This window comes from Kribbella sp. WER1, assembly GCF_054189145.1.
Map to the genome: position 1 here is coordinate 329,540 of NZ_CM135186.1, position 22,257 is coordinate 351,796.

Consider the following 22,257-nt stretch of genomic DNA (forward strand, 5'->3'; position numbering starts at 1 on the left):
TGTCGTTAGGCGCCGGGTTCGCGGTTGTTGAGGATGCGTTGGTAGAGGTTGCAGTCCTGCCAGTAGCCGTCGATGTGTAGGTAGGTGGGGGCCATGCCTATCTGCTGGAAGCCCGTGCGGTCCAGCACTCGCTGAGAGGCGACGTTGCCGGTGAGGGTGCTTGCCTCGATGCGGTGGAGTTTCAGTTCGGTGTCGGCGATCTCGGCGACGGCTTCCACCGCGCGGGTCGCCAGGCCCTGGCCGATCGAGTCGGCCGCGATCCAGTAGCCAAGGCTTGCGCTGCGGAACGGACCCGGGACCAGGTCGCTCAACGTGATTGCGCCGACGATCCGGTCGGCGGCGGCCAAAACCCAGGGAACTACCTGGCCGTTCTGGTAGCGGCCGAGTTGGTAGGTCAGGCGTTCCAATTGGCCTTCGGCCGTGAACCACCGCTCCGCACGAACCGGCTCCCACCGCCGCAGATGTTCCCGGCTCAAGGTCTGAGCATCGGCCAGCGCAGCAGCATCGTTCAGGGTTGCGATCCGGAGTTCGACGTCCGGCGTCAGCTGGCGGGGTTCGATCACTTGGGAAGCCTACGGGCCTGGCTCGATCCCGACACCCGAGGGGTGAACGCGTCGTGGAAGATCGTCGACGCCGCGCCGACCGCGGCCGCGTCCTTCTGCAGCATCGACTCCTCGACGACGACCTCCCGGGTCTCCCGCGCCAGCGGATGCGCGTTCACCGCGCGGCCGATCTCGGCGAGGAAGATCTCCGCGATCTCCTTCCCGAACGCCGGTCCGCCGAGCACCAGCAGGTCGATGTCCAGCAGGTCGACGAGCCCGACGGCACCCTGCCCGATCACCCGAGCCACCTGCCGTACGGCCCGCACCGCCGCCGCGTCCCCGGCAGCCGCGGCGTGGCAGACCGCCTTGTACCGCGTGGCCTCGTCGGTGGCGGCCGGGTCCTTCTCGACGTACCCGTACTCGGCCGCGATCACCGGAAGCGACGCCGTCGGGTTGCACTCGGGGACGAGCCGCGGGCCGTTCTCGCCGTCCCACTCCCCCACCCGCAGCGCCGCGACCTGCCCGAACTCGCCCGCGTTCGACGTACCGCCGCGATAGATCGCCCCGTTCAGGAACAGCCCGCTCCCGACTCCGGTGCCGAGATACAGGTACGCGAAGTCGCGGGCCCGCGCCGACCGGCCGATCCAGCGTTCGCCGATCGCGGCCGCCGTACCGTCCTTCTCGACCAGCACCGGATGGTTCAGCCGATCCTGCAGCAACTGCCGGATCTTCAGCCCGTGCCAGGCCGGCTGCAACGGCAACGCGAGCAGGGACCCGTCGGCGTCGATCGGACCGGGAACCGCGACCCCGACGCCGAGCATCGAGGCCATGTCCACCTGGCTGATGCTCAACGCCGCGGTCACCGTCGCCGCGGTCAGGTCCACGAGCCGGCCGGCCTCGAGATCCTCGGCGAGGTCGACGGTCTCGCGGCGGACGATGTTCCCGTCCAGGTCCACGACCGCGACGGTCAGCAGTTCGGGGTCGACGTGGATCCCGACCGCGTGCGCCGCGTTCGACCGCAGCCGGACCGGCGTCCGCGGTTTGCCGAGCCGTTCGGCGCGCTCCTGCGCCTCCTCCACCAGCAGGCCCTGCTGGAGCAGGATGCGCAGGATCCGCGACACCGACTGCTGGGTGAGGCCGGTCCGGCGGGAGATCTCGGTCCGGCTGATGATGCCGGCCAGCCGGATCGTCTCGATGATCACGGCCTCGTTGAACGAGCCCAGGTCGTACTGGTTCGCACCCGCGCGCCGGACCAGCCCCTCGACCGATTCGCTCATCTCTCCACCTCCCGTCTCGTCGCCTGCCTGGGCCGTGATCGTACTGCCGGACTACGGTGCCTCGAGGGCCCCGTCGATCCGCCGTACGCCGGCCGCCCACTCGTCGTGACCCGACAGCTCGGCCGGGTACCGGGCCGCTGCCTCCAGGTCGACGTCGATGCCCCAGCCGGGAGCGTCGTTCGGCCGCAGCCAGCCGTCCTCGATCCGCAGCGTGCCGGGGAACACCTCGTACGTCGCGTCGTTGTAGATATGCCCCTCTTGGATGCCGAAGGCAACCGACGTGACGTCCAGTGCGACGTTCGCGGCGGCACCGATCGGCGAGGTGTCGCCCGGGCCGTGCCACGCGGTCCGGACGCCGCACAGCTCGGCCAGGTCGGCGAGCTTGCGGGCCGGCGTCAGGCCGCCGATGTCCGAGACGTGCGAGCGGATGAAGTCGACGCCGTGGTCGCGGATCAGCCGGACCGCGTCGTTCATCGACGTGGTCAGCTCGCCGACCGCGAGCGGCACCGGCGACGCGGCCCGCACCTCGGGCAGCCGGTCCCAGTTCTCCGGCGCGAGCACGTCCTCCAGGAAGAACAGCCCGTACGGCTCCAGCGACCGCGCCAGGATGATCGCTTCCTTCGGGGTCAGCCGCGAGTGCACGTCGTGCAGCAGCTCGATGTTCGCGGGCAGTGCCTGCCGCGCCTCGGCGAACAGCTCCGGCGTCGAACGCAGGTAGTCGCGCGCGGACCAGCCGTTGCGGTAGGGCGCGTCCGGGTAGAGCGTCGGCAGCTGCGGAGCGCCGTACCCGCCGCCGCCCGGCGTGGACATCTGCAGCCGGACGTGCCGCCAGCCCTGGTCGACCAGGGTCTTCGCGTGCTCGATCGTGTCCTCGATGGTCTTGCCGCTGGCGTGGATGTACGTGTCCGCGGCCGCGCGCACCTTGCCGCCGAGCAGCTCGTACACGGGCATCCCGGCGCGCTTGCCGGCGATGTCCCAGAGCGCCTGGTCGATCCCGGAGATCGCGTTGTTGGTGACCGGTCCGCCACGCCAGTACCCGGAGTACGACGCGAGCCGGGTCAGGTCGCCGATGTCACCCGGGTAGCGGCCGACCAGCAGCCGGGCGAGGTGCTCGTCGACGAACGTCTGCACCGCCTTCCAGCGCTGCGTGAACGTCGCGCAGCCGAGCCCGTACAGGCCCGGCTCGGTGGTTTCGATCTTCACGACCACCAGCGGGATGCCTTGCGGCGCCGTGACGATCGCCTTCACCGCGCGGATCCGCAGGTCGTCGCGGACCGGCCACGGCTGGTCGAAGTTCGAGGGCATGTCAAAGCTCCAGAGGAAGAGTTGGTAGGTCCAGTTCGTGCCGGGCCTGGAAGCCCAGCGTGGTACGGACTGCGGTCAGGTCCATCGGTACCTCGCGCCCGACGAACCGCCGCAATCGCGGCACCTCGGGTGCGTACGCGTCCAGCAGGTCCTCGGTCGCGTACGGCGCGGTGCTGGTGCCGGCGGCAACGAAGAACGTGTGCGCCCCGGACAGCGGCGCGGTCAGCCCGAGCTCCACGACGTACGCCGCGTCCCGGGTGTCGAGGTAGGTCCACGCCTCGCGGAGCCCGCTGACCGGGTCCTCCTTGACGTGCGCGGCCATCCGCTCGAGCGCGTCGGCGGAGTTCACGTGCGGGAACCGGAACGAGACCACGTCGATCCCCCACCGCCGCCACGCCATCCGCGCGGTGTTCTCGTCGTTCTGCTTGGACAGCGAGTACCAGTCGCCGACGTCGCTCGGCGCCTTCTCGTCCCACGGGAAGTACGCCGGCCGGATCTCGTGCGGGTTGAACGGTACGCCGGTGGCGTTGATGCTGCTCGCGATCACCGCCCGGTCGATGCCCAGCGCACCCGCCTGCGCGAGCACGTTGAACGTCGACACCACGTTGATCGTGTACACGTCGTACGGCGTACCGGCCGACGGATGCGCGAGCGCCGCCAGGTGCACGACGTACTCCGCACCCTCCAGCGCCTGGGCCACGTCCGCCTCGGACCGGGTGTCGCCGATCAGCACCCGGTCCGCCTTCAGATCGGGATGCGGGACGTTCGACAAGGCGGTCACCTTCGCACCCAGCTCGTTCAGGTGCTCGACCGTGACCAGCCCGATCCGGCCGGCAGCCCCCGTGACCAGCACCCGCCGGCCGTTCAGTTCACTCACTCTTTGATGCCTCCGGACATTCCGACGCCGCGCAGGAACTGCTTCTGGAACAACAAGAACAGCACCACAGGTATCAGAACCGCGAGGAACAGTGCGCTCATCTGCAGCGAGATCTCTGTGGTCTTCTGCACACGCGGGAGCGCGACGGAGATCGGCTGCAGGCTCGGATCCGGCAGCACCAGCAGTGGCCAGAGGTAATCCTTCCATGAACCGATCACGGTCAGCAGCGCCACGACGCCGACGATCGGCTTCGACAGCGGCAGGATCAGCGACGTGAACATCCGCAGGTTGCTCGCCCCGTCGATCCGGGCCGCCTCGATCAGCTCGCGCGGGATCGAGTCGAAGTACCGCTTCATCACCAGGATGTTGAACGCGCCCGCGGCCTGCGGCAGCCAGACCGCCCAGAACGTGTTCTGCAGGCTGATGTGCAGCAGCGGCATGTCCAGCACGGTCATGTAGAGCGGGACCAGCGAGATCACGCCGGGCAGGAACAGCGTCGCGAGGACGGCGCCGGTGACGACCGGGCCCCACTTCGGACGCAGGATGCTCAGCACGAACGCGCCCGTCGTACACACGAACAGCGTCGAGATCATCGAGCCGATCGCGATGAACGCGGTGTTGCCGAGGTACGCGCCGATCTGTACCCGGTTCCAGGCATCGGGGATGTTCTTCAGCTGGATCCCCGACGGCCACAGCTGCATCGGGCCGCTGAGGATGTCCTGGCTGGTGGAGACGCCGGACTTCAGCAGCCACAGCAGCGGGCCGACACCGGCGACCACCACGGCGACGAAGATCACCACCTGGATCGCGGGCAGCCCGAACCGGACCGCGGTGCGCTGCCGGTCGGCGGTCGAGATGATTCCACGTTCGTAGCTCATCAGTTGCTCCAGCGGCGGGTGGCGAAGTGGTAGACGACCGACAGCAGGCACAGCACGCCGGCGAGCAGCACACTCAACGCGGTCGCGGCCCCGAAGTCGCCGTTGATGAACGCGTACCGGTAGATCAGCAGCAGGATCGACAGCGTCGCGTCGTTCGGTCCGCCGCCGGTGAACAGGAACGGCTCGGTGAACACCTGGAAGGTTCCGATCAGCTGCAGCAGCATCATGATCAGGATGATTCCGCGGATCTGCGGCAGCGTGACGTGCCAGACCCGGCTCCAGATCCCGGACCCGTCGAGCTCGGCCGCCTCGTACAGCTCCGTGCGGACGCCGGTCAGCGCCGCCAGGTAGATGATCGAGGTGGCGCCCGCGCCGGCCCAGGTCGCCTCGAGGACGATCGCCGGCATCGCGAGGCTCTGCGAGTTCAGCCAGGCGTACGGGCCGAGCCCGAACCAGCCGAGGATCGCGTTGAACACCCCGGAACCGCTCGGGTCGTAGAAGAACTTCCACAACAGGATCGCGGCCACCGGCGGTACGACGGCCGGCAGGTACGACAGCACGTTGTACAGCCAGCCCGTCTTGCGCAATTCGCTGACGAACACGGCCAGGAACAGCGGCACCGGGAATCCGAAGACCAGCGCCAGGAACGCGAAGTACAGCGTGTTCAGGGCCGCCTGCGGGAGCTGCGGGTCGGTCAGCACGTAGCTGAAGTTCGCCCAGCCGACCCACTCGGCGGGAGCGACCAGGTTGGTCTTCTGGAAGCTCAGCACCAGGCCGCGGACGATCGGGCCCCACGAGAAGTACAGGAAGGTCAGGAGCAGCGGCAGCGCGAACAGGATCGCGCTCAGCCCGCCGGAGCGGTACCAAGTGGCAACGCTCCGGCTCGACGACTGCTTAGTTCTTTGCTGGAACATCTGATTACCGCGCCAGACGCGCGTCGACCTTCGAGGCGGCGTCGCTGACCAGCTTGTCGACGTCCGCGTCCTTCTTGGTCAGCACCTGCTGGACCAACGGGTCGAGCAGCGAGTAGACCTCCTGGCCCTTGTTGGGCGGCTCGGGCAGCAGCTTCAGGGTCTTCGTGGAGTCGATGTAGCCCTGGAACTGGTTCACCGGGACGTTCACGTACGGCTGGATCCACTTGTTGTACTGGTCGTACGTCTCCTGGCTCAGCGGGCTGATGCCCGGCCGGCCGACGAAGCCCTTGTCCGCGATCGCGGTCTTCGCGTCCGCCACCGCCGAGGCCTCGCTGGTGTACTTGTCGAACTGGTCGAACCGGATCCACTTCAGCGCCGCGACGATCTCGTTCTTGGTCGCCTTCGGGCTGATCATCTTCAGCGCGCCGCCGGTCAGCGTGCCGTGCGGGCCGCCGTCCTGCGGCAGCGCGCCCTCACCGAAGTCGGCGGGCTTCATGCCGAAGTTCTTCACGCTCATGTCGTAGGCGTCCGGCGCCTGCATGACCATGCCGATCTTGCCGGCCGCGAAGTCCTGCCGGATCTCCTCCTGGTTGTAGAGGAACTTGCTGCCCATCGAGTTGTCGGTCCAGCGCATGTCCTTGAGCAGCTGCAGCGCCTTCTTGGTCGGCGCGTCGTTGAACGTGCTCTTCTTGCCGTCCTGGCTCTCGATGCTGCCGCCCATGCTGTACGTCATCGTGGTCAGCATCCAGCCACCGGTGTTGTTGGTGGTGAGCTGCGCGTAGCCGGCCTTGCCGGTCTTCTCCGCGATCTGCTTGGCGTCCGCGCGGACCTCGTCCCAGGTCGTCGGCGGCTTGTCCGGGTCCAGGCCGGCCTGCTTGAACAGGTTCCGGTTGTAGGCCAGGCCGACCGAGAACACGTCGATCGGTACGCCGTAGATCCGGCCCTTGTCGTCCTGGACGATCTTCAGGACGTTCGGGTTCAGGTCCTTGGTCATGTCGACCAGCTTCAGCTCGTCGGTGATGTCCGGCAGCTGCTTGTTCGGGATCATGTTGGCCGGCTCGGTGAAGCTGATGCTCATCACCGTCGGCAGCGTGCCGCCCGCGACCTGTGCCTGGAAGGTCTGCGCCTGCCAGTTGGTCTCGGTCGACTTCACCGTGATGTTCGGGTTCTTCGCCATGAAGTCCTTGATCTTCTGGTCGAAGGCCTTCACGTCGTTCGGCTTGTCCGGGGTGGGCCGGTCGCCGATCGTGATCGTCACCGGCGCCTTCTCGTCGATGTCACCACCGCCGCTGCCGGCCGCGCCGGGCGTGGTGCCCTTCGCGCAACCCGCCGCCAGCAACAGCCCAGCCACTCCGAGGGCAGTACCGAACCGGCCCCACCTGCTCGCAAACGTCATCGGAACTCCTCAGGTTTCCGGATGCCGCCGGTGTGCTCTGAGCCACACACCGGCCAGGTCCCGAGTAAGTTAAACCAAGCGTGTTACTAACTCAAGACCTAGATCCCGGCATCTGCGGTAACGCTTTCGCAACGTCCGAAAACCGATGGAAGCCCGCGGTCGCGGGGCGTGAGGATGAGGGCATGCATCTGCGACCGGCGACCGCTGCCGACTTCCCGTTCCTGCTGGAGATGTTGCTCGAGGCGTGCAACTGGGACGGGACACCCTGGTACGACGAGGCGAAAGTACGGCAGGACCCGCGCGCGTGGGGGTACCTCGGCGGCTGGCCGCTCGACGGGGATTTCGGGGTCGTCGCGGAGATCGACGGCTCCCCCGCCGGCGCCACCTGGGCGCGGCTCCTCACAGCGGATCGGCCCGGCTACGGGTACGTCGCGGACGACGTACCGGAGCTGACGCTCGGGGTGGCGCCGGGGTTTCGCCGGCGCGGGGTGGCGCGGGCCGTGCTGACCGAAGCAGCCGCGCAGGCCCGCGCGGCGTCGTACCGGAGGTTGTCGCTCAGCGTCGACCCGGACAACCCCGCGCGGGGCCTCTACGAATCACTCGGTTTCCGCAAGGTCGGCGTCGTCGGGACGTCCGACACGATGGTGCTGGAGCTCTAGCCGAACCCGCGGACGCGGAACTGCATCACCCGGTACGGCCAGCCGGCGTCGGTGTTCCACTGGCTGACCGACAGGTGCATGTCGGACAGCGTCGAGCCCGGGATCACGTACCCGCCGTACAGCTGCGCCACGTGGTTGTCGTCCTCCGAGCCCCACGCGCCGCCGTAGATCAGGGTTTGCCGGTACGCCGTGTACAGGTTCGACGTCGGCGTGTCCATGATCATGCCGTCGATCCGGTAGTCGCCGGCGTTGAACCAGGTCAGCACCCACCTCCCACCGAGCGGCCGCAGACTCATCTCGCCGAAACTGCCGTTCAGGATCGGGGTCGCCGGATTGCCCCACGCCCAGATGCCGTCGCGGTAACCCCACGGCTCGTACGCGCCCGGATTCGCGATCTGCTCCTGCCGGACCCGCTTCAGGATGATCGGCTTGTTGCGCTGGAACCCGGTCGAGTAGACGTACACGTACCCGTCGTTCCCGAGACCCCAGGTGAGCAGCTGGAACATCCCGCCGTCGATGTTCGGGTCGAACTTCGCGCCGGTGTGGTACCAGCTGGCACCGGAGTTGTCGGAGCGCCAGATCTCCGTCCACACGACGTTCCCGAGGCCCTTGTTGACCATGGCGTGCAGGTACATCGACCCGCCGATCGTGATCACGTCCGACGGCAGCACGGTCGAGAACGTCGGGTTGTCGTGCGGGTAGTCCCAGAGCTGCTGCGCCGCATCACCGCCGACCGCGCCGGACCACTTCACGCCGCCGCTCAGGTCCGACGTCGTCGACCACAGCGCCACCGGCGAACGCCACCAGCCGCCGCCGACCCGCGCTTCTTCGAACGTGTCGCCGAACATGAACAGCAACCGGCCGTCCGGCGTACGCGCCGGAATCCCGAGATCGGTCGCCGCCATCCGGAACCGGTCGGTGAGTCCCGGCCCGGTCAGGTCCGCGACCTTGTTGGTCTGGATTGCCTGGGTACTGCCGAACGCTCGCCCTGGTACGGCGGCGAGCACACCGGCACCGACCGCGGCCTTGAGGAACGTGGATCGCTTCATCATCTGTGGTGACTCCCAGCATCAACGGGGGCGGACTGATGGGAAATCGATTTCTGCCACAGAATCCCGCACCCCCACACCCGAAGTCAACCCTCAACCACCCCACGACCCCACCACCAACCACCGCCACCACCTAGGCCACCGAGGCAGCGGAGGCAACCGAGGCGACGGAGGGAGCGGAGAGGATCGTGGCCACCGGCGCGAGGGGCATTTGAGCGGATGTCCCTTCGCGTTGCTGGTTCTCCCCTGGTATGAGAGCGGAGAACCAGCAACACGAGGGGACATCCCCTCGTGTGTGCGGCCAGCCTCAGGAGACCTCGTACGTCCCGTCGAGCCGAGCGCGACCGAGGACCTGGCCGCTGATCGCGGCATTCGAGGCGACCGCACTTGAGGGGATATCCCTTCGTCTTGCTGGTTCTCCCCTGGTATGAGAGCGGAGAACCAGCAACACGAGGGGACATCCCCTCGTGTGTGCGGCCAGCCTCAGGAGACCTCGTACGTCCCGTCGAGCCGAGCGCGGCCGAGGAGGTGGCCGGTGATCGCGGCGGTGAGCTGGGCGAGGGTGAAGCCGGGCGGGAGGTCCGTGGGTCGGTCCAGGGCGAAGAGCTGGAAGACGTACGCGTGGGGACCGTGCGAGCGGATCGGCATCGGCCCGATCCACCCACGCCGCCCAAGCGGTCCACGCCCGTGCCGCAGCTCGCCGCCCCCGGCACGGTCCCGCGCGGCGTCGCCGACGGCGGACGGGTCGGCCGCAGACACGGCGGTGGACACGCCGGGCGTAGGCACGGCGGTAGACACGTCAGGCGCAGCGGCAGTAGACGGGTCTACCGCGGGCGCGGCGGTAGCCGCGTCGGGCGTAGGCACGGCGTCGGTAGACGCGTCCGGCGTAGGCACGGCGTCGGTAGATGGGTCGGCCGCGCGCGCGGTGGTAGACGCGGCGGGGGCGGGTACGGCGGGGGTGGGTGGGGTGGGTGCCGGGTCGGTGGGTGGGGTGGGGTGGTTGGTTAGGGCGTTCGCGGGGAGGGCGCCGGAGGATGGGTTGATGCCGACTGTGAGGGCGTGGACGGCGGGGGTGCTGTGCGGTACGTCGGGGTCCTGGACGATCAGGACGAGCTCGAGCGTGCCCGCGGGCGGCTCCGTCCAGGCTAGGGGCGGTGAGATGTTCGCGCCGAATACGTGGCCTCGGTGTGCGGGCGGGATCGGCGTACCGTGCTCGAAGGCGGGGCTGGTCAGGGTGAAGGTCTCCGGGGCCTGCAGCTCCGGGCGTGCCCAGGCGAGCTTGTCCTGCCCGGCGCGCCGGTTGCGCAGCAGTACGCCGAGCGGGTTCGCGGGCATTGGTCTACCGCCCGGTGGCGACCGGGCGACTCGGGTCGGTCACCCACTCGGACCAGCTGCCGACGTACACCGTCGAGGGGATCCCCGCGGACTCCAGCGCGAGTGCCTCGTGCGCGGCGGTCACGCCGGAACCGCAGTACACGGCCACCTCGGAGCCGCCCTTCACCCCGAGCGCCGCGAACCGCTCCCGAAGCTCGTCGGCCGGGCGGAAGTGTCCGCTCTCGGTGACGTTCGCACCGGTGGGCGCGTTCACTGCTCCCGGGATGTGTCCCGCAACTGGGTCCATCGGCTCGACCTCGCCCGTGAACCGCTCCGGAGCACGCGCATCCAGCAAGATCCCCCGCCCGGCGACCGCTGCCGCTCCGTCCGCATCCAGCACGGGAAGATGTCCAGGAGTCGCGATGAAACCGCCGACGGCCTCGCCTGTGCTCCCGTCGGCACCGGTGGAGTTGGTTGCCGGGGCGGCAGTCCCCTCTCCACCGGCGGCAGCCTGTCCCTTGGCAGCAGCTTGTCGCTCCGCGGGAGCGTGTCCCTCGCCGCGAGCCTGTCCCTCGGCCGGAGCGTGTCCCTTGGCGGGAGCTTGTCGCTCGCTGCGAGCCTGTCCCTCGGCGGCTGTCAGCCGTTCTCCTCCGGCCGGCGGAAGAGCCTCGCCTGTCAGCTCTGCTCCACCAGCTGGCGGTGGGGCCTTGGTTGTCAGGTGTTCGCCGGCTGCTTGCCAGGCGGCTAGGCCTCCGTCCAGGACGCGGACGTTGGTGAGGCCGAAGTAGCGGAAGGTCCACCAGGCGCGGGCTGCCGACATGGAGGTGGCGGCGTCGTACACCACTACCGGTGTGTCGGCGGAGGTGATGCCGAGGCGGTGGAAGGTGGCCGTCACGGTGGTTGCGTCGGGCAACGGGTGGCGGCCGGGGCCGGGTGGGCCGGCCAGTTCGGTGTCGAGGTCTACGAAGTGCGCACCCGGTAGGTGGCCGGCGTCGTAGGCTTCCTTGCCGGGAGGGCCGGCCAGGTTCCAGGTGACGTCGGCGAGGACCGGAGGCGTCTCCAGTGCGCGTAGTTCCTCGACGGTGATCAACGGGTTCACGATGCGGCTCCTCCGAACGGCAGGACCTCGGGTGACAGCGTGGCGCGGGCGCGCGCCTGGGTGAGGCGGCGGCGGTGGTGCCGGCGGCAGAGGACCTCGTACGCGACCTCGTGGTCGTGTGTCTCGATGTCACCCACCACCAGCTGTTCGCCTTCGGTCACCATCTCCCCACCGATCGTACGGGCGTTGTGCGTGGCCCGTTCACCGCACCAGCACAGCGCCTCGACCTGGAGCAGTTCCATCCGGTCCGCGAGTTCGACCAGCCGCGCCGAGCCGGGGAACAGCGTGGCCCGGAAGTCGGTCAGGATCCCGAAGCAGAACACGTCGATCTGCAGCTCGTCGACGAGCCGGGCGAGCTGCTCGATCTGCAGCGGACTGTAGAACTGGGCCTCGTCGCAGACCACGTAGTCGATCCGCCCGCCGTGCGTCAGCTCGCCGACGACGTAGTCCCAGAAGTCGAACTCGCCGCGCACCTCGACCGCGTCGGCGGACAGCCCGAGCCGGGACGAGAGCACCGACTCCCCGGCCCGGTCGTGGCTGGTGAAGATCCGGCCGCGGCGGCCGCGCGCCTTGTGGTTGTGGTCCATCTGCAGCGCCAGTGTCGACTTGCCGCAGTCCATGGTGCCGGTGAAGTACAGGAGCTCAGCCACGGGCGAACATCCTGCCAAGTCAACGGGCCGCCGCGCACTCCGGGGTGTGTCGGAGGGGTGGGTTGGGTTCTGAGCCCCGGGTCCGTTTGAATGAATCGTGCGCAAACCCCTGCTTCTCGTCCTGGCGGCCTGTCTGCTGGCCGTCTCCGCCGTCCAGCCGGCTGCCGCGGCGCCGGCGCGTTCGGAGGCGGGGCTGCGGGCGTACTTCGTGATCACCGCACCGAACCAGACCGCCCAGGTCACCGGCGCAATCACGCAGAACGGCGGCTCGGTGTACGCGACGTACGACGCGATCGGCGTGATCGTCGCGCATTCGACGGCGGCCGACTTCGCGGACAAGCTGCGCGGTGTCGCCGGGGTCCAGAAGGCGGGCGCGACCCGGACCACGGACTTGCCTGCCGAGGTCGGCAATCCGGCGATCCCGCAGCAGGTGCCGGAGGTGGCGACCACGCAGGCCGAGTCCGACCGCCAGGACATGGCGCAGATCGGCGCGGACCGGGCCTGGACGAAAAACCCGGGCTCGAAGAACATCACGGTCGGCGTCCTGGACACCGGCGTCGACGACCAGCACCCGGACCTGAAGGCGAACTTCGACGCGACCAAGTCGGCGTCCTGCGCGTACGGCAAGGTCGACGCCCGTCCCGGTGCCTGGCGTCCGGTCGGCGAACACGGTACGCACGTCGCGGGCACGATCGCGGCCGCGAAGAACGGCATCGGCATGATCGGCGTCGCGCCGGGTGTGCGGGTGTCGTCGATCCGGATCGCGGAGCCGGGCAGCCAGCTGTTCTTCCCGGAGAACACGGTGTGCGCGTTCATGTACGCCGCCGACAAGGGCGTCTCGGTGACGAACAACAGCTACTACGTCGACCCATGGCTGTTCAACTGCCCGAGCGACAAGGATCAGGACGCGATCGCCGAGGCCGTCCGCCGGGCCGTCGCGTACTCGGACACCAAGGGCGTCGTGAACGTGGCCGCCGCCGGTAACGAGGACTACGACCTGGCGAACAAGACCGACGACAACACCAGCCCGGACGACTCGACCGCGACCGACCGGCCGATCACGAACGACTGCATCAGCCTGCCGACCGAGCTGCCGAACGTCGTCGTGGTCGCGTCCGTCGACCCGACCAACCTCAAGTCCCCGTTCTCGAACTACGGCGACAACAAGATCAACCTGGCCGCGCCCGGACAGGCCGTCTACTCGACGGTGCCGGGCGGTGGCTACAAGGTCCTCGAGGGTACGTCGATGGCGTCGCCGCACGTCGCGGGTGTCGCCGCCTTGATCCGCAGCGTCAACCCGAAGCTCACCCCGGCCCAGGTCCGCGCGAAGCTCGCGCAGCAGGCGAACGACCTCGCCTGCCCGGCCGGTTCCGCGGGCCAATGCACCGGCTCGCCCGCCGACAACTCGTACTACGGCGAGGGTCTGGTCGACGCCGCCGAGGCCGTCGGCGCGGCGGCTGCCCAACCCCAGGGCGCACTCGCGGTCGCGCAACCGTCCGAGCAGCTCGGGTTCGGCGGTATCCCGGCGGTCCCGCTGCAGCTGAAGGGCACCGGCGGTACCGGCGAGATCACCTACACCGCGGTCGGTCTGCCGCCCGGCCTCAGCATCGACAAGACCGACGGCTGGGTCGTCGGCGTCCTCACGCCGGGCTCCGGCCGGTACAAGGTCACCGTCACCGCGCGCGACGGCGAGGCGAAGACCGCGACGACGAGCTTCTTCTGGGACGTCTGGAGCTTCTAGTTCCCGGTGTCGACGAGGAGCGGGATCTCCATCTCGTCCGGGGTGAGTGACCCGTGCAAGCCGATCAGTGCGGCCTCCTGCGCGTACCGACGGCTGGCGACCAGCGCGAGCGGGCCGAGCGCCGCGACGATCACGTCACCGAGCCGCGGCAGCACCCGCTCCTCGACGGCCGGGCCGAACCAGCCGCGGCCGATCGCCTCCGCGCGGGTCAGCACGAGCGCCTTCTCCCCCAGCCGTTCCTGGTACGTCGCCAGTACGTCGGCGTCCGCGCCGGGCGCGCAGTACAGGTGTCGGAAACGGGACTCGCCGCCGACCAGGCTGACGCCCTCGGTAAGCGCGGGCTCCGCGTCCAGGTCGACGCGGTGCTCGGGTGCGACGTCGATCATGCCGTGGTCGGCGACCACGATCAGTACGGCGTCTCGCGGCAGCGCGGAGCGGACCTGCTGGGCGAACGTGTCGGCCGCGGTCAGCTCCTTCTGCCACTGCGAGGAGTCGCAGCCCTGCTGGTGGCCGATGTAGTCGAGCTGGGAGTCGTAGACGTACACCAGCGACGACCGGCCCTCGCGGCTCGCGAACCGGGTCGCGTCCAGCCGGTCCTCGATCGTGTCCGCGCCGCGGTGCATGCTCCCCCGGAACGCCGCCGCCGTCAGACCTGACTTCTCGAACCGCACCTTGCTCACGTTGCGGGTCGCGACTCCCGCGGCCGTCACCCGATCGAACACGGTCGGATGCGGCTGCCAGCGCCGCGGATCCACCGGAGCGTCCCACTGCAACGCATTCAGCAGCGCGCCGCTCTCCGGGACGATCGACGTGTAGCCGACCATGCCGTGCGCGCCCGGCGGCAGACCGGTACCGAGGCTGGTCAGGCTGACCGCGGTCGTCGACGGCACACCCGCGGTCAGGCTGCGCCCCGCGATCGACGACAGGTACGGCGCGGCTTCGGCGTACCGCTTGAGCAGGTTCCACCCGAGGCCGTCGAAGAGCAGGACCGCATACCGCGAGGCGGGTGGCAGGTCGAGGACGTTGGTCTCCCCCGGCACCGCCAGGGCGCCGGCCACGGACGGCAGTACGTCGGCGAGGGCACCGCCGCCGTACTGCGGGGACACCGGGACGATCACGGCGCTACCTGCTGGTCGCGAACGAGAGCGCCTTCGCGAACTCGAGCACCTGCTGGATCCCCGCCGGGCCGTCCGCCGCGGCGCTGATCCGCAACGAGATGTCGTCGGCCGCGACCGAGCCGGTGTAGCCGTGGTCGGCCTCGCAGTTCGGGTCGGCGCAGACGGCCGGCTCGAGATCGATCCGGTTCACCATGCCCCAGCCGATGGTCAGCACGACCTCGCCGCTGCCGGCCACCGCCGGGTCGGCCTTGCCGGTCGCATAACCGGCCGGGTTCGGAACGACGCGGTTGACGACGACGGCGTTCACGCGGTGCAGCGGGATCGCCTCGGTCGAGGTGGACGCATAGGGCGCGCGGATCAGCTCGTCGGCGGCGTGCTCGTCGGTGTGCCCGACGATCAGCCGGGTCGGGGTCAGCGCCAGGATCGTGATGTGCCGCCGGACCTCGTCCCGATCGAACGTCGGCTCGTGCTGCAGGACATAGGCCCGGATCGGCTCGTCGGCGATCGCCACCTCGAGCGAGTCGGTCACCACATCGGGGTAGTAGCCGCACCGATCTATCGCGTCGCGCAGGTCCGCCGACGCATCCGCGAGCTCCGGTGCATTCAGGTCACGCATGCCCTCATCCTTGCACGATCAGGGCGCCGAGCGTTTCACCCTTGTGGACAACCGCGATCAGTTCGCACTTGCCTTCCGTAACACCGGAGCACCGGCGGCCCCCGCGACCGCGACCAGCACGAGACCCACGACCACCTGCCCCAGCAGCAGGAACAGCCCGGAACTCCCCTGCGTGATCACCCGGCCGCCACTGAGCACAAGCCCGCAGAACGCCCCGAAACCGACCACAGGCAGGCCAACACCCAGTACAGGTACGACGGCGGCGAGTCGCGCGGCCCGCTCGATCACAGTGAGCGGTACGCCGGAACGCCGCAGCGCACGGGCCGGTGCGGCCTGGTCCAACGCCGTACCGACTGCGCCGGCGGCTGTGGACGCGGCCACGGTCAGGAACACCAGCGACAGCAGCAATGCCACGCCGATCCGCATGTCCTGGAACGTCGGGTCGTCGTTACCGGACGGCATGAACACCGAGATGAAGCCGGTGACGAAACCGGACAGCACCAGCGCCGCCACGGGCCGGAACGCACCCTTCGGGTCGTCGACCAGCCGTCGGCCGGCCAACAACGTCACGGGCTTGTTCGCACTGTTGGCCATCGCCTTACCGACCAGCTGCACCGCCCACGGCCCGATCACCCGCACAGCAAGGGCAGCGAAGCCCACACCGAACAGCAACGGCAGGAACGCGCCCTGCAGACCGTAGTAGCCAAGAATCGCCGGACCGATGACCAACAGACCTGCCCGAAGCGCGGTGACGCCCTTGCGGGTTTGACCACGTACGACGCCCAGGGGCGTGATGCTGACCCGGCCGAGCCCGATGAGCGCGCTGACGACGGACAGGATCGGTACGGCGACCAGTACGACCAGGACGGTCCACCACTGCACGGTGATGTCGCCGAGGTACCAGCGTCCGCCGCCCAGCGGGATCTGCGCGATCAGCGGGCTCAACGCGGAGTAACCGATCAGCCCGACCACCGCGCCCGCAAGACCGAGCACGGCCTGCTCTACTGCGCTCAGCCAGAGAACCTGCGTGCGGGTGGCGCCGGCGAGACGCAGAGCGGCTAGCCGATGCTCACGACGCTTGGCCGCGACGCCTGCGGCCTGTCCGACCAGGCTGAGGATCGGGAACAGCACCAGCATGATCCCGAAGCCGACCGCGATGGTGAGGCCGAGCATGCGGCTGTCCCAGACGTGGTCGTTCCAGCTGCTCAGGTACTGCGGATGTTCGTCGGCCGGGATCGTGTCGACGCCACGGATGATGACGTACTCCTCGGGCGACGACAGGCCCTTGCTACTGATGATCCAGGTCGGCTTGTCCAGTCCGTACTGCTTCGTCCAGTGCTTCGCGACCTCCGGTGACACGTAGACCTCGCCAGGCTTCGGCGCGTGGTCCAGGCCAGGCGGTGCGGGTTCGTTCGGCTTGAGCACCGCGAGGTCGATGACCGTCGTACGGTGGCCGGCGACGCTCTGGTCTTCATGGACGTCGAGCATGCCGACCGCCGTCGACGGGTCGGCCTTGTCCGCGCTGCGCCAGCCGATCCGCTCGGACCGATGCGACAGCCCGAGCGACCCCGCGATCAGGAACGTCACCAGCAACGCAACTACAGCGGTGGCCCCGAAGGCGGCCAGGTTCGCCGCCCGTCCGCCAGGTCCTGGCCGGCGGACGAACCGCAGGCCGAGGTCGGTCATCGGGCTCATCGGACAACTCCCGCGGTCTCGCTGACGCGACCGTCGACGATGTTCAACGTCCGGTGGCAACGGGCGGCTACGGCGTTGTCGTGGGTCACGACCACAACCGCGGCACCGCGATAGGTGGCAGCACCGACCAGCAGCTCGATGACCTGCGAGCCGGTCGCCGCGTCGAGAGCGCCGGTGGGTTCGTCGGCGAAGACGACCTGCGGCTCGCCGACCAGGGCGCGGGCGATCGCCACCCGCTGGGCCTGACCGCCGGACAACTCGCCCGGACGCCGCCCCGCCTCAGCGGCGAGGCCGACCTGGGCGAGCGTGTTCCGGGCCCGGGCGATCGCGTCCCGCCGGCTCAGGCCGTCGACCATCAGCGGGAGCGCGACGTTCTCGTCCGCGGGCAGCTCCGCGAGCAGCTGGTTGTCCTGGAACACGAACCCGAGCCGCCGGCGCCGCAGTACCGTCCGGGCCGCGTCGTTCAGCTGGTCGACGCGCTCGCCGCCCAGCCACACCTCGCCCTGGTCCGGCGTCAGGATGCCGGCCAGTACGTGCAGCAGCGTCGTCTTGCCGTTGCCGCTGGGACCCATCACCGCGAGCGCCTCGCCGGAGCGGACCGCGACGTCCACACCGGCCAGGCCGACGACGCTGCCGTAGTACTTGACGAGGCCGTGACCGCTCAGCACGACCTGGGGCGCAACCTGGGGACTCTGGAAGTTCATACCCCAGAGCCTTTCGCGATCACCGCCCGCGAGCGTCGGACCACGGGCCGGTCTTCGGATCGCCTTCGGGGGCCTTTCGGCGGATCGGCGTACGACTCAGGTCGTACGTCGCAACGCCGACGGGAAGGCGTCCCGGTACGCCGGAATCACCCCGTCCGGCGTCTCCACCGACTCCGCGGCCAGCATCGCGTGCACGATCGCGCGGGTCAGCGTCCGCGCCCCGGCGGCGTACACGGTCTCCAGCTGGGCGAGCGCGGTCGGGTCGTTGACGCTCAGCCGCGGGCCGTCCGTCGCGGTCGACACCGCGAAGATGCTGTCGCCGTCGACAAGCGTGTGGATCGGGTCGATCGCCCGGGCCAGCCCGTCGTGCGCGATCATCGCCATCCGCTTGGTCGCGGCCTTGTCCAGCGGTACGTCGGTGCCGACCACGGCGATCACGGTGTTCATCGAGGGACCGGGGATCAGGTTCCGCCCGGGCGCGGCGGCCGGCGGCACCTCGGTCGGCGTCTGCAGGTGGGCGAACTCGTCACCGAGGCCGAGGCGGGCGCCGTACAGGTTCCCGTCCGCGTCGACCGTGGAGCCGGCCGCGTTCACGATCACCAGCGCGCCGACGGTCGTACCGTCGTCCAGCCGCACGCTCGCCGACCCGACGCCGCCCTTCAACGTCCGGGCCCTCGCCCCGGCGCCCGCGCCGTGGTTGCCCAGGGCAACCGGACCGTCGGAGGCGGCGGCGAGTGCGTCCGCACCCCAGGACGGCTCGGGCCGGGCCTTGAAGTCACCACCTCGCGCCAGGTCGAAGATGACCGCGGTCGGCACGATCGGCACCACGTCGAACTCGCCCTGCCCGACCCGGACGCCCTCGCCGCGCTCCTCCAGCTTGCCCATCACGGCGCCGGCCGTGTCGAGCCCGAACGCGCTGCCGCCGGTGAGGACGATCGCGTTGACGCCGCCGTTCGAGTTCACCGGCGAGAGCAGGTCGGTCTCGCGCGTCCCGGGCGCACCGCCGCGCACGTCGACCGCGGCGACGGCCGGGTGCGGGAAGTGCAGGACGGTCGTGCCGGTCAGGTACGGCGGGTCGAGCCGCTCCACCTGGCCGACGTGGATTCCGGGGACGTCGGTGATCGCGTTCTGCGGGCCGGGTTGCATGCACCGATCCTAAATCCGGTTGCAACGCCGCATAGCGTGAAAGGTATGAACGCCGATCAGTTGTGTGGTCTGCTGGCCGAGCCGTCGAGGTTGCGGACGTACTCCGCGATCGTCCTCGGCGCCGCGACTCCGGAGCAGGTGGCCGGGAGTACCGGCCTGGACGCGCCGGTCGTGGTGAAGGCGCTGCAGCGGTTGACCAAGGGCGGGCTGATCACGGCGAGCCGGGACGGGTTCACCGCGGATGCCGCGGTGTTCAAGGACGCCGTCCGGCAGCACCGGCCGGAGCGGGTGCCGCTCGATCCGGATCCGGCGCGGGACAACGTGCTGAAGTCCTTCATCCGGGACGGGCAGCTGACGCACTTCCCGACGTACCCGGAGAAGTATCAGGTCGTTCTCGAACACATCGTCCAGACCTTCGAGGCCGGTCGCGCGTACCCCGAGCCCGAGGTGAACGAACTGCTCAACCGCTGGCACCCCGACCACGCTGCTCTCCGCCGCGGGCTGGTGGACGCAGGCCTGTTGCGGCGGGAGAACGGCATCTACACACGCACTAGGTGAGGCGGCGGGCGGGCGTGTCCTGGCGGGGTTTCTCGTTCGGGGCGATCCGGACCCGGGTGTCCAGCACTGTCGCCCCCTCGGCCGACACCAGCACCGACCGCAGGTCCAGCCGGACGACTTCCTCGAGGTCGAGTGTCAGCCGGGAGACCCGGTGCAGCAGGTCCTCGATCGCGCTGATGTCCACGGGATCCGAGCCGCGGTAGCCGTACAGCAGCGGCGCCGCCTTCACCTCGCGGACCATCTCCGCCGCGTCCCGCGTGGTCAGCGGCGGCATCCGGTACGACCGGTCGCCGAGCAGGTCCGTCGCCACCCCGGACAGCCCGAACGTGACCACCGGCCCGAACGACACGTCCTCGATCGTCGAGATCACCACCGGTACGCCCGGCGGCGCCATCTTCTGCACGACGAACTGCGCCCGCCCCGGATCCGCGGCCACCCCGAACGTCCGGGTCATCTCCGCCCAGGCGGCCCGCATGTCGTCCTCGTCGTGGATGTGCCGCCAGATGTCGGCCAGGTCCGGCCGCATCCGCCACTGCTCCGCGGTCGCCTTCAGGATCACCTCGAACCCGAGGTCCGCGGCCCGCGCGACCGCCTCGTCGCCGCTCAGCACCGGGAACGCCGGCAGCACCGTGATCCCGTAGAAGCTCAGCAGCCGCTGCCGGTCCGCCTCGTCCAGGTCCGCGCCGGACGGGTGCCGCTGCAGGTACTCCGCGACGAAGTCCTCGGCGGCAGCGGTGTCGACGTCCGGCAGGTCCGGGATCCGGCTGTCCGAGCGCCGCCGCCACTCGGCGTACTGCGTGGCCTTCGCGAGCGCGCCCACGGCGTACTGCGGGTTCAGGAACGACGGGATCGAACCGCGCGTCGCTCCCCCGTCCTCGTCCGGCACCCGGAGCTCCTCGGGCACGCTGCGAGACGCGAGGAACGTCGACACGACCGGCTTGTCCGATCCGGCCGCGGCGGCCGCCAGGACCTGCGCGATCTCGCCGCCGCTGGACTGCACCGGCGGCGTGTAGATGACCACGACCGAGTGCACCTTGTCGTCGGAGAACACCTCGGACAGCGCCAGCCCGAAGTCCGACGGGCTCGCATCCGGGCGCAGGTTCCGCGGCTCCCCCGCCACCTCGAGGCCGCAGCCGGCCATGGTGTCCAGTGCGAGCAGGGTCAGGGCGTCGGAGTTCGAGACGATCGCCACCCGGCGGCCCTTCGGCAGCGGCTGGTGCGCAAGCAGCTGGGCGACGTCGAACAGCTCGCCGGTGGTGTCCACACCGATCAGGCCGCTCTGCCGGAACATCGCCTCGATGGTTGCTGCCGGCAACTGGCTGCGCCGGATCATCTGCCCGACCGGCACCCCCTGCGTGGCCCGCCCGGACTTCAGCGCGACCACCGGCTTGCGGCCGGCCAGCCGCCGCGAGACCCGGCTGAACTTGCGCGGGTTCCCGAGTGACTCCAGGTACAGCAGTACCACCTCGGTGGCCTCGTCGGAGTACCAGTACTGCATCAGGTCGTTGCCCGAGACATCGGCCCGGTTGCCGGCCGAGACGAAGCTCGACAGGCCGAGGCCACGGCCGACCATGTCGGCCAGGATCGGGACGCCGAGCGCGCCGGACTGGCAGAAGAACGCGACCCGTCCCTTGCTCGGCATCAACGGCGACAGCGTGGCGTTCAGCGACACGCCGGCCGCGGTGTTGATCAGCCCGAGCGCGTTCGGCCCGATCACCCGCATGCCGTACGAGCGGGCCAGCCCGACCAGGTACCGCTGCCGCTGCCGTCCCTCGTCGCCGATCTCCGCGAACCCGCTGGACACCACGACCAGCCCGCGGACCCCCTTCGCGGCGCAGTCCAGCACCACGTCCGCGACCATCTCGGCCTTCACCGCGACCACCGCGAGATCGACCGTGTCCTCGACCTCCCGGATCGTCGGGTACGCCGGGACGCCCTCGATCTCATCGGCTTTGGTGTCGGTGTTGACGGCGTACAGCCGGCCGGGGAAGCCGCCGTCGCGGAGGTTGCGGAGCAGCGCGTTGCCGATCGTGCCCTCGCGCCGGCTCGCGCCGATCACCGCGACGCTCCCGGGTGTCAGCAGCCGCGCGATCGACAGCGCCTCGGAGCGCTGCTCACGGGCCTGCATCACGCCGAACGACGTGTCGGTCGGCGCGATGTCGAACTCGACCATGATCACGCCGTCCTCGAACTCCCGGGCGACCTTGTAGCCGGCCTCGGTGAAGACCGTGATCATCTTCCGGTTGTCCGGCAGTACTTCGGCGACGAACCGGTGGATGCCGTTCTCGCGGGCGGCCTGGGCCAGGTGTTCGAGCAGCAACTGGCCGAGCCCGCGGCCCTGGTGCGCGTCCTCGATCAGGAACGCGACCTCCGCCGTACTCCGGCCGGTGCCCTCGTACCGCCCGACGCCGATCATCTCGTCACCGACCGTGACGATCAGGGCGAGCCGCTGGTGGTAGTCCACCTGGGTGAACCGCGCGACGTCCCGGTCGGACAGCTCCGGGTACGGCGCGAAGAACCGGTAGTACTTCGACTGCTCCGACACCCGGGCGTAGAACGCGACCAGCAGGGCGTCGTCGGCCGGCGTGATCGGCCGCAGGTGCGCGGTCGCGCCGTCCCGCAGGACGACGTCGGCCTCGTACTCCGCCGGATAGCCGTCCGGGAGCTCGTGGTCATACTGGTCCGGCACCCAGACAGCGTAATCGAACGGGCACACCGG

At 69.7% G+C, this 22,257-nt stretch carries 20 protein-coding genes; 3 read left to right on the forward strand and 17 right to left on the reverse strand.

Features of this window, described 5'->3' with window-relative positions; genetic code table 11:
• Positions 1-5: 5 nt before the first annotated feature.
• The 7 genes from ACXJJ3_RS01615 to ACXJJ3_RS01645 are packed head-to-tail and all read right to left on the reverse strand — an operon-like array spanning position 6 to position 7,189.
• The gene (locus tag ACXJJ3_RS01615) at positions 6-563 is read right to left on the reverse strand and encodes a GNAT family N-acetyltransferase (RefSeq protein ID WP_458168028.1); all 558 of its coding nucleotides are present in this window, start codon (positions 561-563) and stop codon (positions 6-8) included.
• Positions 560-1,819, reverse strand: a complete 1,260-nt coding sequence (locus ACXJJ3_RS01620; RefSeq protein ID WP_458168029.1) for an ROK family transcriptional regulator — start codon at positions 1,817-1,819, stop codon at positions 560-562. The genes ACXJJ3_RS01615 and ACXJJ3_RS01620 overlap by 4 nt, the downstream gene beginning before the upstream one ends.
• Positions 1,820-1,870: 51 nt before the next feature.
• Positions 1,871-3,124: an enolase C-terminal domain-like protein gene (locus ACXJJ3_RS01625; protein ID WP_458168030.1), complete on the reverse strand. Its 1,254-nt coding sequence runs from the start codon at positions 3,122-3,124 to the stop codon at positions 1,871-1,873.
• Position 3,125: 1 nt separating this feature from the next.
• A complete protein-coding gene (locus tag ACXJJ3_RS01630; protein ID WP_458168031.1) occupies positions 3,126-4,001 on the reverse strand; it encodes an NAD-dependent epimerase/dehydratase family protein in 876 nt (291 codons plus the stop codon).
• Positions 3,998-4,879 (reverse strand): carbohydrate ABC transporter permease, encoded by an 882-nt coding sequence (locus tag ACXJJ3_RS01635; RefSeq protein ID WP_458168032.1) that lies wholly within the window; start codon positions 4,877-4,879, stop codon positions 3,998-4,000. The genes ACXJJ3_RS01630 and ACXJJ3_RS01635 overlap by 4 nt, the downstream gene beginning before the upstream one ends.
• Positions 4,879-5,793, reverse strand: coding sequence for a carbohydrate ABC transporter permease (locus ACXJJ3_RS01640; protein ID WP_458168034.1), 915 nt, complete (start codon positions 5,791-5,793; stop codon positions 4,879-4,881). The genes ACXJJ3_RS01635 and ACXJJ3_RS01640 overlap by 1 nt, the downstream gene beginning before the upstream one ends.
• 4 nt (positions 5,794-5,797) lie before the next feature.
• Positions 5,798-7,189 (reverse strand): ABC transporter substrate-binding protein, encoded by a 1,392-nt coding sequence (locus ACXJJ3_RS01645; protein WP_458168035.1) that lies wholly within the window; start codon positions 7,187-7,189, stop codon positions 5,798-5,800.
• 182 nt (positions 7,190-7,371) lie between these two features.
• On the opposite strand from ACXJJ3_RS01645, the gene ACXJJ3_RS01650 reads away from it, so the two are divergent.
• Positions 7,372-7,848, forward strand: coding sequence for an N-acetyltransferase family protein (locus ACXJJ3_RS01650; RefSeq protein ID WP_458168036.1), 477 nt, complete (start codon positions 7,372-7,374; stop codon positions 7,846-7,848).
• On the opposite strand, the gene ACXJJ3_RS01655 is transcribed toward ACXJJ3_RS01650, so the two are convergent.
• From ACXJJ3_RS01655 to ACXJJ3_RS01670, 4 genes are all read right to left on the reverse strand, one after another.
• Positions 7,845-8,900 carry a DUF4185 domain-containing protein gene (locus tag ACXJJ3_RS01655; RefSeq protein WP_458168037.1) on the reverse strand — a complete coding sequence of 352 codons (1,056 nt, stop codon included), beginning with the start codon at positions 8,898-8,900 and terminating at the stop codon, positions 7,845-7,847. The two genes, ACXJJ3_RS01650 and ACXJJ3_RS01655, sit on opposite strands and share 4 nt — an antisense overlap.
• A gap of 480 nt (positions 8,901-9,380) precedes the next feature.
• Positions 9,381-10,232, reverse strand: coding sequence for a YbhB/YbcL family Raf kinase inhibitor-like protein (locus ACXJJ3_RS01660; RefSeq protein WP_458168038.1), 852 nt, complete (start codon positions 10,230-10,232; stop codon positions 9,381-9,383).
• A gap of 4 nt (positions 10,233-10,236) precedes the next feature.
• Complete coding sequence (locus tag ACXJJ3_RS01665) at positions 10,237-11,310, reverse strand: sulfurtransferase (RefSeq protein ID WP_458168039.1); 1,074 nt, start codon at positions 11,308-11,310, stop codon at positions 10,237-10,239.
• Positions 11,307-11,960: a thymidine kinase gene (locus ACXJJ3_RS01670; RefSeq protein ID WP_458168040.1), complete on the reverse strand. Its 654-nt coding sequence runs from the start codon at positions 11,958-11,960 to the stop codon at positions 11,307-11,309. The genes ACXJJ3_RS01665 and ACXJJ3_RS01670 overlap by 4 nt, the downstream gene beginning before the upstream one ends.
• 97 nt (positions 11,961-12,057) lie before the next feature.
• Between ACXJJ3_RS01670 and ACXJJ3_RS01675 the strand changes: the two genes are divergently transcribed.
• Positions 12,058-13,701 carry a S8 family peptidase gene (locus ACXJJ3_RS01675; RefSeq protein WP_458168041.1) on the forward strand — a complete coding sequence of 548 codons (1,644 nt, stop codon included), beginning with the start codon at positions 12,058-12,060 and terminating at the stop codon, positions 13,699-13,701.
• Here the strand turns inward: ACXJJ3_RS01675 and ACXJJ3_RS01680 are convergent.
• The 5 genes from ACXJJ3_RS01680 to ACXJJ3_RS01700 all read right to left on the reverse strand — a co-directional run bounded on the left by ACXJJ3_RS01680 (position 13,698) and on the right by ACXJJ3_RS01700 (position 18,980).
• The gene (locus ACXJJ3_RS01680) at positions 13,698-14,819 is read right to left on the reverse strand and encodes an alkaline phosphatase family protein (protein ID WP_458168042.1); all 1,122 of its coding nucleotides are present in this window, start codon (positions 14,817-14,819) and stop codon (positions 13,698-13,700) included. The two genes, ACXJJ3_RS01675 and ACXJJ3_RS01680, sit on opposite strands and share 4 nt — an antisense overlap.
• Before the next feature lie 4 nt (positions 14,820-14,823).
• Positions 14,824-15,435, reverse strand: a complete 612-nt coding sequence (locus ACXJJ3_RS01685) for a DUF5998 family protein (protein WP_458168043.1) — start codon at positions 15,433-15,435, stop codon at positions 14,824-14,826.
• 57 nt (positions 15,436-15,492) lie between these two features.
• On the reverse strand, positions 15,493-17,130 hold the full coding sequence (locus ACXJJ3_RS01690; RefSeq protein WP_458168044.1) for an FtsX-like permease family protein: 1,638 nt from the start codon (positions 17,128-17,130) through the stop codon (positions 15,493-15,495).
• A complete protein-coding gene (locus tag ACXJJ3_RS01695) occupies positions 17,127-17,834 on the reverse strand; it encodes an ABC transporter ATP-binding protein (protein WP_458168045.1) in 708 nt (235 codons plus the stop codon). The genes ACXJJ3_RS01690 and ACXJJ3_RS01695 overlap by 4 nt, the downstream gene beginning before the upstream one ends.
• A gap of 96 nt (positions 17,835-17,930) precedes the next feature.
• Positions 17,931-18,980 carry a P1 family peptidase gene (locus ACXJJ3_RS01700; RefSeq protein ID WP_458168047.1) on the reverse strand — a complete coding sequence of 350 codons (1,050 nt, stop codon included), beginning with the start codon at positions 18,978-18,980 and terminating at the stop codon, positions 17,931-17,933.
• A 45-nt stretch (positions 18,981-19,025) separates the two neighbouring features.
• On the opposite strand from ACXJJ3_RS01700, the gene ACXJJ3_RS01705 reads away from it, so the two are divergent.
• Positions 19,026-19,538 carry a DUF2087 domain-containing protein gene (locus ACXJJ3_RS01705; RefSeq protein WP_458168049.1) on the forward strand — a complete coding sequence of 171 codons (513 nt, stop codon included), beginning with the start codon at positions 19,026-19,028 and terminating at the stop codon, positions 19,536-19,538.
• Here the strand turns inward: ACXJJ3_RS01705 and ACXJJ3_RS01710 are convergent.
• On the reverse strand, positions 19,531-22,227 hold the full coding sequence (locus ACXJJ3_RS01710) for a bifunctional acetate--CoA ligase family protein/GNAT family N-acetyltransferase (protein ID WP_458168050.1): 2,697 nt from the start codon (positions 22,225-22,227) through the stop codon (positions 19,531-19,533). The genes ACXJJ3_RS01705 and ACXJJ3_RS01710 overlap by 8 nt on opposite strands.
• Between the last annotated feature and the right edge of the window lie 30 nt (positions 22,228-22,257).